The organism is Pseudomonas sp. ACM7 (assembly GCF_004136015.1).
Taxonomy (GTDB): domain Bacteria; phylum Pseudomonadota; class Gammaproteobacteria; order Pseudomonadales; family Pseudomonadaceae; genus Aquipseudomonas; species Aquipseudomonas frigoris.
The window spans coordinates 6,089,772-6,103,150 of sequence record NZ_CP024866.1; the positions used below are offsets into that span (position 1 = coordinate 6,089,772).

The window sequence follows — 13,379 nt, forward strand, 5'->3', positions numbered from 1 at the left end:
GCGCGACCTTCCTGCTTATGCCTGTCGGATCTACGTCGCAGCGTCCCGTGCAAGTATTGGGCTTTAGGGAAACACGCCCCTTTACCCCGCTGCGCCGCCTCTATCCGCTTGCTGTTCGTCAAGCCAGCATTTTGCCTCGGGCTTCCTTCAGATTCGCGGTCACCCGCGACACCCTTGCCTCTGGCTAACACTTCCCCTTGCCGGGTGTGTAGAGGACTTTCACCTCCAAGTCACCAGCGAGGCCACCACAGCCAAGCTGGTTGCGCTTGCGCGCAACGCGCCATGCCTGGCGCACATGTAAAAAAGCCGCAACCTTGGTTGCGGCTTTTCTATTTCAGCGTGGGATCAGTGAGCAAACAACGAGTTGCCCTTCTGCCCCGCCAATTTCTCCGGTTTGATCAGGAACCGTGCCAGCGCTGGCAGCAGCCACAGTGCGCCGAACATGTTCCAGAGCAGCATGAAGGTCAGCATCAGGCCCATGTCGGCCTGGAACTTGATGGCCGAGAAGATCCAGGTGCACACGCCGATCGCCAGGCACAGGCCGGTGAACAGCACGGCTTTACCGGTGGACTTCAGCGTCTGGTAGTACGCCTCTTGCAACGGCAGACCAGCACGCAGGAAGCTTTCCAGACGGCTGTAGATGTAGATGCCGTAATCCACGCCAATCCCCACCCCGAGCGCCACAACCGGCAGGGTTGCGACTTTCACGCCGATGCCCATGAAGGCCATGAGGGCGTTTCCGAGTACCGAGGTCAGGACCAGCGGCAGCACGATGCACAACGTCGCTGCCCAGGAGCGGAAGGTGATCATGCACATGGTCGCCACGCAGATGTACACCAGGATCAGGATGGTCAGCTCGGATTCCTTGATCACCTCGTTGGTGGCGGCCTCGATCCCGGCGTTACCGGCGGCAAGGATGAATTCCAGGCCTTCCTTGTTGTTCTCCTTGGCGAAGTCCTGCACTGCATGCACGGCGCGATCCAGGGTTGCGGCCTTGTGATCGTTGAGGAACACCAGCACCGGCGCCAATGAGCAGCTGTTGTTGTACAGACCATCAGCCCGAGCAATCGAGTTGTTCAGCACGTCCGGGTTACGCGACAGGGTTTCCCATTTCAAGTTGCCTTCGTTCATGCCCTTGATCATCTGCTTGGATACGGTCACCAGCGAGATCGCCGACTGCACGCCCTCGGTGTTCTGCATCTTCCACATCAGCTCGTCGATCGGCGCCATGGCTTCGTAGCGCGAGCAGCCTTCGGACTTGGTCTTGACCATCACCACCAACACGTCGGAACTGGTGGAGTAATTGCTGATGATGAAGTTGTTGTCCTTGTTGTAGCGCGAGTCCGGACGCAGTTCCGGAGCGCCCTGATCGAGGTCACCGATTTTCAGGTTCTGGCTGTACCAGAGGCCGCCGCCAAAGGCCAGCAAGGCGAGCACAATGGACACCGGCGCCACTTTCGGGCTGGCAAAGTTCGACAGCAGACGCCAGAACGGGTGTTCGCGGTGCGCGTCTTTCTTGCTGCGTTCAACGGCGCGTTTGCTGATGCCAACGTAGGAAATCGCCACCGGCAGCAGGATCAGGTTGGTGAACACGATCACCGCCACGCCGATGGACGCGCCGATAGCCAGTTCACGAATTACGCCGATGTCGATGATCAGCAGCGTGATGAAACCCACCGCATCCGCGAGGATCGCAATCATCCCTGGCAGAAACAACTGACGGAACGTGCGCCGCGCCGCAGTCAAGGCGTTGTCCGCCTCGCTGGACTGCAAGGCAATACCGTTGATTTTCTGTACGCCGTGGGAGATACCAATGGCGAAGATCAGGAACGGCACCAGCATCGAGTAGGGATCGAGCCCGAAACCAAAGAAGTGCATCAAACCGAGCTGCCAGACCACCGCCACCAACGTGGTGCTCAACACCGCCACGGTGCTGCGCATGCAGTTGGTGAACCAGTAGAGCAGGATCAACGTGATGATGAAGGCGACGCCGAAGAACATTACCACCATGACCAGCCCATCGATCAGGTCGCCGACTTTCTTGGCGAAACCGACGATGTGGATCTGCACGTTAGGGTTCTGGGCTTCGAATTTGTTGCGGATCTTGTCTTCGAGTTCGTGAGAGAACTTGCGATAGTCCAGCGCCAGCAACTTGCCTTGGTCCTGCGGGTCCGGGTAGGACTCCAGCAGCGGGATGTCGACAATGCTCGACTTGAAGTCGTTGGCCACCAGACGCCCGACCTGACCGGACTTGAGCACGTTGTTGCGCAACAGGTCGAGGCTTTGCTGGGAGCCGTTGTAGCTCTGCGGAATCACTTCACCACCGGCGAAGCCCTCCTCTGTCACTTCGGTCCAGCGTACGCTCGGGCTCCACAGCGACTTGAGACCGGAACGGTCAACACCGGAAATGTAGAACACCTCGTCATTGATCTGACGCAGAGTCTCCATGTACTCCTTGGAGAAGATGTCGCCATCAGTGGCTTCCACCGAGATGCGCACCGTGTTGCCCAGGTTCGCCAGATCGTTGCGATGCTCCATCATCTTTTGAATGAACGGATGCTCGAGCGGGATCATTTTTTCGAAACTGGTGGACGGCCGGATCAGCGTCGCTTGCCAGAACAGGAAAATACTGACCAGCAGGCAGATGACGATCACTGCCGGGCGGTTGTTGAAAATCAGGCGTTCGAGAAACGTCGCCTTGTCATGATGATGAGTGCTCAAGGATGTCATAGACCCGCCTTCTTATTATTTGCCCGGCTCATTTGGACGACCCATTTTTTCCATTCTCTGCGCCGGTTGGCGAAGTGACGCGAACGCCACCCTGTCCTGCCAGAATCAGATTGCCGTTGCCCGCTGCGGTGACTGCCGAAACGGAAATGCGATCCGGACGGTTGAACACGCTGAAGGTTTCGCCGTTGTCGTTGCTGCGGATCACCGAGCCACCGTTGCCGACGATCACGATGGAACCGTCGTCGAGCAGCGTCGCGCCGGACAGACCGAATTCCAGCGCACCGCGAGCGGCCTTGAGTTCAACCGGTTCCCAGGTCGTGCCGAAATCGGTGGAGCGAAACAGATTGCCCCGCAACCCGTAGGCCAGCAGCGTATTGGCTTGAGCGGTGCCGATCACACCAAACAGCGAGCCCTCATAGGGACCTTCAAGCTTCTCCCAGGTTTGGCCCCAGTCGGCGGAGCGGAACATGCTGCCCTGCTCGCCGACGATGAACAGACCGGAATCCTTGACCGCCGCGATGGCGTTGAGGTGGTACTGGTCTTCGTTGTCGAGGCGATCGCTGACATCTTCCCAGTTCTTGCCGCCGTCGGTGGTGGCCAGCAACGCGCCATAAGCACCCACGGCAAAGCCGCTGTTGACGTCCTGGAACCAGACGTCGAGCAGCGGCGATTCACGTTTCAGATCTTCGAATTGCTTGGTCCAGGTGACGCCGCCGTCCTCGCTCGCGAGGATCTGCGCGTCATGGCCGACAGCCCAGCCGTGTTTGTCGTCGACGAAATACACCGACGTCAGCAGTTGCCGCGTCGGCACCTTGGCTTGGGTCCAGGTCGCGCCCTGGTCATCGGAATACAAAATGTGCCCGCGATCCCCGGCCGCCACCAGGCGCTTGCCGGCGTGCACGACATCGAGCATCAGGCTCTTGCTGGCTTTGGCAGATTCAACGGAATAAACAATGTCGGATGCTGGCGCAGCAGCGGCCAGCGCAGGTGCCGACAGCACGGCACAGCCCAACAGCGAGAGCGCTGTAGCCAGCAACGCGAATTTGCGTAGTGCCGGCGGGCGGCAGATACCCACACCCATGACAGGCTCACTCATAGACCTTCCCCCATTATTATTGTTAGGTCGTTCAACCTTTCTGGGCGCCATAAGGGTGCTCTTTGCGAATGCCTTTTCTGGAGCATAGTCCTGAAATACGCAATCTAGAGCCCCTTCGGAAGCTGGCTTATCCTATCGAGGTTTGGAAAGGTCTGACAATCGACGCCACGTTATGTTTTGTTAACTGGGGGGATAACGGACGTGGGTGAATGTGGGGGTATTCGGACGGATGATGGATGAATCAAGTGGAGAAAGCCGTGGTGTCTGCTCTGACGTCTTCGCGAGCAAGCCCGCTCCCACATTTAACCGTGTTCTACCAGAAGAATGCGGTCGAATGTGGGAGCGGGCTTGCTCGCGAAAGGAGCGCTGCGGTCTGCCAGGCAGACCGCAGTGTCAATATCAAGCCAGGCTTTTGCTGACCACTTCAAACACATCGCTCGACAGCTGACCCGAAGCGCGAATCCGCTCCAGCTCACCTTTCATCAACGCCTGACGCGCGTCGTCATACTTGCGCCAGCGAGTCAGCGGCGCCAACTGCCGAGAAGCGATCTGCGGATTAAACCCGTTCAACTCAATCACCAGATCCGCCAGGAACCGATAACCCGAGCCATCGGCCGCATGGAAATTGATCAGGTTCTGCCCGGCGAACGCGCCGACCAGTGCCCGCACCTTGTTCGGGTTCTTGATATTGAACGCCGGATGCTGCATCAACGCCTTGACCCGCTCCAGACCACCGGGCAATACACTGCCGGCCTGGACGCTGAACCACTGATCCATGACCAGCGGATTGTCCTTGAAGTGCTCGGCAAAACTCGCCAGTGCCGTGGCCTTCTCTTCTTCGAACGACGAATTCACCAGCACCGCCAACGCCGTCAGGCGCTCGGTCATGTTATCGCTCGTCTCGAATTGCTCCAGCGTCGCCGCCAATACTTCCGGTTTACCGCTGAGCATCAGGTACGACAGCGCAATGTTCTGCAACGCGCGACGAGCGAAGTGCTCGGCCTCGGCTACATATGGGGTTTTCTTCGAGAGATCGCGATTGGCCTGATAACGCAGCCACAACGCCTCGAACAAACCCTCTGCCAATTGTTTACGAGCAAACTCGCGAGCTATGTGAATGGCGTCAACGTCAGCCACTTCGCTGATTTCTGTCAGATACGCCTCGCCCGGCAACGAAAGCATTTCCGCGACCATCGCCTGATCCAGCGTCTCGTCAGACAACACGGTGCGCAAGGCAGAAATCAGACGCTGATCCAGCACCAGTTTCTCGCCCTTTTGCTGCTGAGCAATCAGCTCTTGCAGCACCTGAACCGACAATTGCTGACCCGCATCCCAGCGGTTGAAACCGTCGCTGTCGTGTTGCATCAGGAACATCAGCTGATCGCGGTTGTACGGGAAGCTCAGTTTCACCGGCGCCGAGAAGCCACGCAGCAACGAAGGCAATGGCTGTTCCGCGATGTCGATGAAGGTGAATGTCTGCTCGGCTTCGGTCACCGAAATGACCCGTGAGGTGCCCTGAACGCTAGCTTCACCGGAAAGACGCAACGCAATGGCCGCGCCTTTGGAGTCCAGCAGGCCTAACTCGACCGGAATCACGAACGGCAACTTCTCAACCTTGTCCGGGGTTGCCGGGCAGCTTTGACGGAACGTCAGGCTGTAGGTTTTCGCCGCCGCGTCATAGGACTCGCTGACCGCCAAACGCGGTGTGCCGGCCTGGCTGTACCAGCGCTTGAACTGGGTCAGGTCGACACCGTTGGCGTCTTCCATTGCTTTAATGAAGTCGTCGCAGGTCACGGCCTGGCCGTCATGGCGTTCGAAGTACAGGTCGCTGCCTTTACGGAAGCCTTCGGCTCCGAGCAAGGTATGGATCATGCCGACCACTTCCGAACCCTTTTCGTACACGGTCAGGGTGTAGAAATTGGAAATCTCGATGAAGCTGTCCGGGCGCACGGCGTGAGCCATGGGACCAGCATCTTCGGCGAACTGGTGGGTGCGTAGGTATGCCACATCCTGGATGCGCTTGACCGTGGCCGAGTTCATGTCGGCGGAGAAGCCCGAATCGCGGAACACGGTGAAGCCTTCCTTCAGCGACAACTGGAACCAGTCGCGGCAGGTCACGCGGTTGCCCGACCAGTTGTGGAAGTACTCGTGGGCAACGATCGCCTCGACCCGCTGGTGCGCGGCGTCGGTCGCGGTTTCAGCGCGGGCCAGCACGGCGCTGGAGTTGAAGATGTTGAGGCCCTTGTTCTCCATGGCGCCCATGTTGAAGTCGTTGACTGCGACGATCATGAAGATGTCCAGGTCGTACTCGCGACCGTAAACCTCTTCGTCCCAGCGCATGGACTTTTTCAGGCTGTTCATGGCGTGCTGGCACTTGTCGATGTTTTCCGGCTCGACATAAATGCGCAGCGCCACAGCGCGCTCGGTCATGGTGGTGAAGGTGTCTTCGACGCACCACAAATCACCGGCCACCAGCGCGAACAGGTAGGCCGGTTTCTTGAACGGATCTTCCCAGGTCGCCCAGTGCCGGCCGTCTTCGCCGGGACCTGAGGCAATCGGGTTGCCGTTGGACAGCAGCACTGGATAGCTGTGCTGCTCGGCGACGACCGTGGTGGTGAACGTACTCATCACGTCCGGACGGTCGAGGTAATAGGTGATCTTGCGGAAGCCTTCGGCCTCGCACTGGGTGCAGAACATCGTGCCGGATTTGTACAGGCCTTCCAGCGCAGTGTTGGTTTCCGGATGGATCCTGACGCTGGTGTCGACCGTGAAAGTGGTGCTGGTCGGGTGCAGGGTCAGGTGATTTTCGGTCAACTGGTAGTCGGCTTCACTCAGTTCGCGGTCGGCCAACGTCACCGACAGCAGGTCGAGTTGCTGACCGTCCAGCACCAGCGGCGGCAGGCCCGGGCCACGCTCAGGATTGCGGCGCATCACCAGTTGCGCATGGACCAGGCTGTGGTCCTCGAACAACTCGAAGGTCAGGTGCGTCTCGTCGATCAGGTACTCGGGCGCCTGATAGTCCTTCAGGTAGATCATCTTCGGTTGTTCGGTGCGCATGCTGGAGTCCTTACTGATGCACGGCGAGCTGGTAGGCCGTGTATTTACGAATATTGATTACGCCGGTGTCGAAAATCAGGTACTGGCCCTTGATTCCCAACAGCGTGCCTTCGGCGATCGGATTCTTGTCCAGGTTGAAGCTGACGATCTTGGCCGGGTATTGCTCGACCGGATAGCGGATTTCGAGCGTTTCTACATCGGCAATAGTCTGGATCGCCTGTAGGCCGAATCGTTCCTGTAAACCTTGCAATCCTTCGGCGCAGCTGTCGAACAGCTGATCACGAACCTGCGCCAGGTCGACCGACACCGCATCGCCCTTGAGTAAAGCACGCCAGTTGGTCTTGTCCGCCACCTGACTGCGGAACAGGTCCTCGACGAAGCCCGACTGTTGACGGGTCGAGACGCGCATGATCGGCAAGGCCTGACGGGCGCCCTGATCGATCCAACGGGTCGGCAGCTGGGTGGCGCGGGTAATCCCGACCTTCACCCCCGAAGAGTTGGACAGATACACAATGTGATCCGTCATGCAGAACTTCTCGCCCCACTCTGGCTCACGGCAGGTGCCAGCGTCGTAGTGGCAACGCTCCGGGCTCATGATGCAGATATCGCATTGGGCCAGTTTGGTCATGCACGGGTAGCAGTAACCCTGGCTGAAACTGGTTTTGGTCTTGCGTCCACAATGGGTGCAGTGAATCGCCCCCAGGTATTCCAGGCGCACCGTGGTCCCGATCAAGGGATTGGCCGGCACCTCGACGTCGTCCAGACGAAACGCGTACTGCACGTTCGGCCCGTCAAGGCGCGCCGACATTTTGCTGATTGCACCGCGGCCAATCTCGATCAATGGACGGCATCCGATTTGAACAGGATATTCGGCACTTCGATCGACTTGGAGCCGCACTCCTGCACGCCCATGTAACCGGTGCGATGGTCTTCGGGCAGGTTCTGGATTTCCCAGGCGATCATCGCTTGCAGCGACAGTTCGCGTTGTTCGGCGGTGAGTTTGCCACCGTCGGACCATTTACCGATTTCCACCGCCAGTTTCAGGCTCTGGTAGATATCAGGGGTGATGTTGTTGATCATTTCGTTAAAAGAGGACATCAAGGGCTCCGCGCTCTTTAATACATAACAGTTTTAGGCGGCCAGTTTACGGCGGTTGTACAAACCACCCAACAAGCCGGTAAAGCATCCGACGAGCAACCCGCCGACGTGGGCCGCATTGGCAATTTCACCGAAGCCGATCATCGAGACCAGCCCGGACAGGCACAGCAATAGCCACACCAGCATCATCACCAGCACGCCACGCGGCAGGCTATAAGCACGGTTCGGCGAAATCATCTGGAAAATCCAGCAATGCCCGAGCAGGCCATAGAGCACGCCGGACAACCCGCCAAACAGGGTCGGGCCACTGAAATAATATTGGCCGTAGTTGGACACAAGACTGAAGAGCAACGTCAGGCCAATCAGGTTGATGCTGCCCTGGCGCGACTCGATGCGTCGCCCCAGTTCCCAGTACCACATGCCGTTCATGGCCAGGTGCAGGATGCCGAAGTGGATCAGCATCGGTGTCACCAGACGCCACCATTGCCCCGCCGCCAGGCTGTCAGCCAAGGGCACAAAGTGGATGTACTCGCCGACAATGCGGTAATCGAGGAAGGTCAGCCAGCGCATCGTGTCGAGGTTTTCGCCCAGCAGCGTCACCGCGCCGACAAGCAGGCTCAGCAGCAACACGAACGCTGTTGCCTTGGCGTGGCGCAGTTGCTCGACGAAACTTGGGCGCTTTATGGTTTGCGCCACAGGAATGTCCAGCTGTTGATCGGGATCACCGGCCGGGTAGCGTTCGTACAACGAGCGCACGTCTTCGCTGATGTTGGCCGGCACCCATAGCACTTGCTCACCCGCCTCTTCGCTGACCCGATGCGGCACCTGCATGCGCTGCAACAGTTTGACGAACCCGCTCAAGTCCACCGCCAGCGGCAGCCGTAAAACAGCAACGGCACTCATCGCAGCACCTCCGGCCGCTCGACATCGACCCAGACAAATTTGTGCGGGTCGAGACGGGTTTCCTGGTCCAGGCGGTAGGCGACCAGCTTGCCGTAGAGCACTGCGCTGTAATCCAGGCAGGCCAGGTTCGGCCGGATCGGCACCGGTTTGCCGCTACGCCAGTAATGGCCCACGAACAACAGTGGCTCGTCGACGCCATAGCGCAGCAAGGTGTTTTTTTCAGTGGACGACAGCGGCGTCCGGGCCACGGGTTCGGGCAAGGCGTCGGGCTGGAACACAATGTCTCCGTAGGTTTGCGGGTCGTCTTCCCAGAACTTGGTGCGGAAGAACGAACGCGTCAGGCCATCGCCGCTGGTCATTGTCAGACCATGAGGCAAGCGCATGTCAGTGCCGCGCAGCAGGCGGTCGAACACGGTGCAGGCGAAACTGCCCGGTACGGCTGAGGCTTGGAGGAAATGTTCATCGACGCAACCGTTGGGGAATAGCGCGCGCAATGGTTCGATCAGCCCCGCGTCCCAGCAGGCATGCACCACCCGGAAACGCCCGGCATCGACGAACAATGGCATCTCATAGAACCATTGCAGGAAGTCATGCCAGTCAGCCGGATGGTCTTCGAATTGGGTCAGGGTTTCGTTCAGCAAACGGGCATGGCGCGGGGTGTGTTCACGCACGAACTGCTTGCCGCTGCCCGGAGGCGCCGGCGTACTCCAGCCGAGGGCGTTGAATTCATGGTTGCCCATGATGCACAGCGCCTGACCCGCTTCGACCATGTCGTGAACGATGTGCAGCGCTTCGCGAATCCGCGGGCCGCGGTCGATGATGTCGCCGACGAACACCGCCATGCGCGACGGATGCCGCCAGACGCCAGCGTGTTTTTGGTAACCGAGCCGGTCGAGCAAGTGCTCAAGGGTCAGAGCGCAACCGTGCACGTCACCGATCAGGTCGTAGCTTCGCGCGGGATCGAGCATCAGTCGCCTCCACCACCCAACTTGCTGCCCCAGCCGAGTTTGGTCCGGCAGACTTCATAGTAGTTGTGGTCGAGCGGGTGTATCAGCCGCAGCTTCTGGGCCTTCTTGCTGATGGTGATGGTGTCACCCGGCGCGCAGGTGAAGTGGTTCTGCCCGTCACAGGAGACTTGCGGGTAGATCTGCATATCTTTGGACACGACGATTTTCAGCTCACTGTTGCCATCGACCACGATCGGCCTGCCCGACAAGGTATGGGGGTACATCGGCACAATCACAATAGCGTCAAGCTTGGGATGCATGATCGGCCCGCCCGCCGACAGCGCGTAGGCGGTCGAACCGGTGGGCGTAGCGACGATCAGGCCGTCGGCCTTCTGGCTGCAGACGAACTGGCCGTCGATGTACAGTTCGAACTCGATCATCCGCGTCGACTTGCCGGGGTGCAGCACCACGTCGTTCAGCGCGTCGCCCTGACCAATGGCCTCGGCGTGACGACGAACTTCGGCTTGCAGCAGGAAGCGATTTTCCACCAGATAGTGGCCGTCGAGCACCTCGGCGACTTTGACTTCCAGTTCATCGGGGCGAATATCGGTCAGGAAGCCCAGGCTGCCACGGTTGATGCCGAGCACCGGAATATTGTGTCGGGCCAATGCCCGCGCGGCGCCCAACAGGCTGCCGTCACCACCGACCACAATCACCATGTCACACACTTCGCCGAGCATCTTGCGCGACGAAGTTTGCAAGCCATGCCCCGGCAGCACTTCGGCGATGGTGTCTTCGAGGATCACGTGCAGGTGACGATCGAGCAGAAACCGTTTCAGTCGGCGAACGGTATCCAGCACCTGAGAACTGCCCAGGCGACCGATGATGCCGATATTACGAAATTGCTCCATGAGGTTCCTGCGCGGCGGCGAAAAACACGATTATGGGCGAAAGCGCGGGATAGACAAAATCCTTTCAGCCACAGCGGTGTACTCACGATTGAGGCTATGCTCGCAAGATGATCCTATTTCCCGATTTGCTGCAGTTACCCCACCAGTTGCGCCACCCCGAAGTGCGCGACCTGGCATGGGTCATCCTCGCGCCGCCGATGCTTGGCGTCACGACGTGGCCGCAGCGTCACCCACTGACCGGCAGTGATTGGGTACAAGCGCCGGAGCAGCTGGAACGGTGGCTGCGGCAACTCGATCACGACAGTTATGACTTGCTGCACTGGTTGGCGCAGGCCCGGACCCGGCGACTGGGCTTGTACTACGAACGCCTCTGGCAATACGCCGTGCAGCACGCGCCGGGTATCGACCTGATTGCCGCCAACATGCCGATCCGCCGCGAAGGCCACACGCTGGGCGAGCTGGACATGCTGCTGCGCGATCGTGACGGCGTGCATCATCTGGAACTGGCGATTAAACTTTACCTTGGCCCGCAAAATGGCGACGGACACGACACGGCGCAGTGGCTCGGCCCCGGTTGCCACGATCGGCTGGACCGCAAACTGGCCCATCTGACGCAGCATCAATTGCCGATTTCGGCGCGCCCGGAGAGCCGCGAAGTATTGGCGGCGCTGGATATCCAGCAGTTCAGTGCACATTTGTGGCTGGGCGGCTATTTGCTGTATCCGTGGCCGGGACCGGCCGAGCCACCGAATGGTGCACATCCCCAGCATTTACGCGGTAGCTGGCTGCACCAGAAGGACTGGGCAGACTTTGTCGTGCAACGCCCGTTCGGTCGCTGGCAACCCCTGCCCCGCCACGCCTGGCTGGCGCCGGCGCACTATCCGGTGGAGCAGACCTGGAGCACTGAACAGCTGAATGCCTGGCTCAGCGATCTGGAACCACTGGCCCCGGCGCAGTTGCTGGTGCGACTCACAGAAAACACCCAGGGCGATTGGGAAGAAGCCGAACGGCTGTTTCTGGTGGCGGATCTTTGGCCTAACGTTCCTGGCAGTGGTTGAGTCTTTTAGCGTCTGGGCTGGCCCTATCGTCGGAACGCCGCCCGGACCAAGCTCGCTCCCACATTTGATCTCCTTTTGGCGAAGATCCCTGTGGGAGCGAGCTTGCTCGCGAAGGAGCCGACGCGGTCTAAACCGATAACCGCAATGCCAAAGCCGCCAACGTCACCAACAACACCGGCACCGTCAGCACAATCCCGACCTTGAAGTAATACCCCCAGCCGATCCGAATGCTCTTGCGCTCCAGCACATGCAACCACAGCAACGTCGCCAGGCTGCCGATCGGCGTAATCTTCGGCCCCAGGTCACTGCCGATGACGTTGGCGTAGATCATCGCGTCCTTCACCACCCCGGTCGCCTGGCTGGCATCGATCGACAGCAAACCGATCAGCACCGTCGGCAGATTGTTCATCATCGACGACAGCAGCGCCGTCAGCACGCCCGTGCCCATGGCCGCGCCCCACACGCCGTAACCGGCAAAACCATCCAGCCATCCGGCCAGATACCCCGTGAGCCCGGCGTTGCGCAGGCCATAGACCACCAGGTACATGCCCAGCGAGAAAATCACGATATGCCACGGCGCTTCTTTGATGACTTTGCGCGTGGAAATCTTGTGACCTCGGGCGGCAATGGCCAGTAGCAACGCCGCGCACACCGCAGAAATGGCACTGATCGGAATCCCCAGCGGTTCCAGCGCGAAGCAGCCGAGCAGCAGAATCACCAACACGGCCCAACCGGCATAAAACGTGGCGCTGTCGTGGATCGCAGAAGCCGGATGCGCCAGTTGCTCGGGGTCGTAATCCTTGGGAATGTCACGACGGAAAAACCACATCAGCATCGCCAGGGTTGCCGCGACACTCACCAGGTTGACCGGGATCATCACCGCCGCGTAACGGTTGAAACTGATGTGGAAGAAGTCCGCGGAAACGATGTTCACCAGGTTCGACACCACCAACGGCAGACTCGCCGTGTCAGCGATGAAACCGGCGCCCATGACGAACGCCAGGGTCGCCGCCGGGGAAAAGCGCAACGCCAGCAGCATGGAAATCACGATGGGTGTGAGAATCAGCGCTGCCCCGTCGTTGGCGAACAACGCCGAGACCAACGCACCGAGCAGCACCATATAAGCAAACAGCTTGCGTCCGCTGCCCCGCCCCCAACGGGCGACGTGCAGCGCCGCCCAGGCGAAGAACCCCGCCTCGTCCAGCAACAGACTGATGACAATTAGCGCGACAAAGGTCCCGGTGGCGTTCCAGATAATCTGCCACACCAGCGGGATATCGCTCAGGTGTACGACCCCGAAAATCAGCGCAAGTACCGCGCCGAATACCGCACTCCAGCCGACGCCAAGGCCTTTTGGCTGCCAGATCACCAAGGTGATGGTCAGCAGGAAAATCAACGATGCGGTCAGCATGCAGTGCAGCCTTGTCGGAAAAGCAAACCGCGATTCAGCCGCAACACACGAGCGGAGTAAAGCCCAAACTTGCTGCCTCCCCCTCAACGCACCGGGCTCGATGTAGCAGCTGCCGAGCCTGCGAGGCTGCGTTCGGCGACGCAGTCGTCGTGAAATCAGGCACTGCGG

11 protein-coding genes are annotated in these 13,379 nt (G+C 59.6%); 2 read left to right on the forward strand and 9 right to left on the reverse strand.

What is annotated here, in order from left to right; all coding sequences use genetic code 11:
• On the forward strand, nt 1–188 hold a 188-nt coding region (locus CUN63_RS31955; protein WP_218570137.1), incomplete at its 5' end, for a hypothetical protein.
• A gap of 157 nt (nt 189–345) precedes the next feature.
• Here the strand turns inward: CUN63_RS31955 and CUN63_RS28900 are convergent.
• The 8 genes from CUN63_RS28900 to CUN63_RS28940 form a co-directional block, all read right to left on the reverse strand.
• Entirely contained in the window at nt 346–2,730 is a 2,385-nt protein-coding gene (locus tag CUN63_RS28900; protein ID WP_129444548.1) for an RND family transporter, read from the reverse strand.
• Nucleotides 2,731–2,758: 28 nt separating this feature from the next.
• Nucleotides 2,759–3,826, reverse strand: a complete 1,068-nt coding sequence (locus CUN63_RS28905) for a YCF48-related protein (RefSeq protein WP_129444550.1) — start codon at nt 3,824–3,826, stop codon at nt 2,759–2,761.
• 399 nt (nt 3,827–4,225) lie between these two features.
• Nucleotides 4,226–6,883, reverse strand: coding sequence for an aminopeptidase N (gene pepN, locus CUN63_RS28915; protein ID WP_129444554.1), 2,658 nt, complete (start codon nt 6,881–6,883; stop codon nt 4,226–4,228).
• Nucleotides 6,884–6,893: 10 nt separating this feature from the next.
• Nucleotides 6,894–7,724 carry a DUF2797 domain-containing protein gene (locus CUN63_RS28920; protein WP_129444556.1) on the reverse strand — a complete coding sequence of 277 codons (831 nt, stop codon included), beginning with the start codon at nt 7,722–7,724 and terminating at the stop codon, nt 6,894–6,896.
• Nucleotides 7,721–7,981, reverse strand: coding sequence for a YeaC family protein (locus tag CUN63_RS28925; protein WP_129444558.1), 261 nt, complete (start codon nt 7,979–7,981; stop codon nt 7,721–7,723). The genes CUN63_RS28920 and CUN63_RS28925 overlap by 4 nt, the downstream gene beginning before the upstream one ends.
• A gap of 33 nt (nt 7,982–8,014) precedes the next feature.
• Nucleotides 8,015–8,884, reverse strand: a complete 870-nt coding sequence (locus CUN63_RS28930; RefSeq protein ID WP_129444560.1) for a rhomboid family intramembrane serine protease — start codon at nt 8,882–8,884, stop codon at nt 8,015–8,017.
• Entirely contained in the window at nt 8,881–9,855 is a 975-nt protein-coding gene (locus CUN63_RS28935; RefSeq protein ID WP_371927130.1) for a metallophosphoesterase, read from the reverse strand. Before CUN63_RS28935 ends, CUN63_RS28930 begins: the two co-directional genes overlap by 4 nt.
• Nucleotides 9,852–10,742 carry an NAD(+) kinase gene (locus CUN63_RS28940; protein ID WP_007906781.1) on the reverse strand — a complete coding sequence of 297 codons (891 nt, stop codon included), beginning with the start codon at nt 10,740–10,742 and terminating at the stop codon, nt 9,852–9,854. Before CUN63_RS28940 ends, CUN63_RS28935 begins: the two co-directional genes overlap by 4 nt.
• A 107-nt stretch (nt 10,743–10,849) precedes the next feature.
• Here CUN63_RS28940 and CUN63_RS28945 point away from each other — a divergent pair, with 107 nt between their 5' ends.
• Nucleotides 10,850–11,800 carry a DUF1853 family protein gene (locus CUN63_RS28945; protein ID WP_129444564.1) on the forward strand — a complete coding sequence of 317 codons (951 nt, stop codon included), beginning with the start codon at nt 10,850–10,852 and terminating at the stop codon, nt 11,798–11,800.
• Between the two features lie 127 nt (nt 11,801–11,927).
• Here the strand turns inward: CUN63_RS28945 and CUN63_RS28950 are convergent, their stop codons facing one another.
• A complete protein-coding gene (locus CUN63_RS28950) occupies nt 11,928–13,211 on the reverse strand; it encodes an arsenic transporter (RefSeq protein ID WP_129444566.1) in 1,284 nt (427 codons plus the stop codon).
• Between the last annotated feature and the right edge of the window lie 168 nt (nt 13,212–13,379).

Coding starts and splice junctions, on each gene's coding strand:
- CUN63_RS28900 (WP_129444548.1), bottom strand. CDS start 2,730: ATGACATCCTTGAGCACTCATCATCATGACAAGGCGACGTTTCTCGAA.
- CUN63_RS28905 (WP_129444550.1), bottom strand. CDS start 3,826: ATGAGTGAGCCTGTCATGGGTGTGGGTATCTGCCGCCCGCCGGCACTA.
- pepN (WP_129444554.1), bottom strand. CDS start 6,883: ATGCGCACCGAACAACCGAAGATGATCTACCTGAAGGACTATCAGGCG.
- CUN63_RS28925 (WP_129444558.1), bottom strand. CDS start 7,981: ATGTCCTCTTTTAACGAAATGATCAACAACATCACCCCTGATATCTAC.
- CUN63_RS28930 (WP_129444560.1), bottom strand. CDS start 8,884: ATGAGTGCCGTTGCTGTTTTACGGCTGCCGCTGGCGGTGGACTTGAGC.
- CUN63_RS28940 (WP_007906781.1), bottom strand. CDS start 10,742: ATGGAGCAATTTCGTAATATCGGCATCATCGGTCGCCTGGGCAGTTCT.
- CUN63_RS28945 (WP_129444564.1), top strand. CDS start 10,850: ATGATCCTATTTCCCGATTTGCTGCAGTTACCCCACCAGTTGCGCCAC.
- CUN63_RS28950 (WP_129444566.1), bottom strand. CDS start 13,211: ATGCTGACCGCATCGTTGATTTTCCTGCTGACCATCACCTTGGTGATC.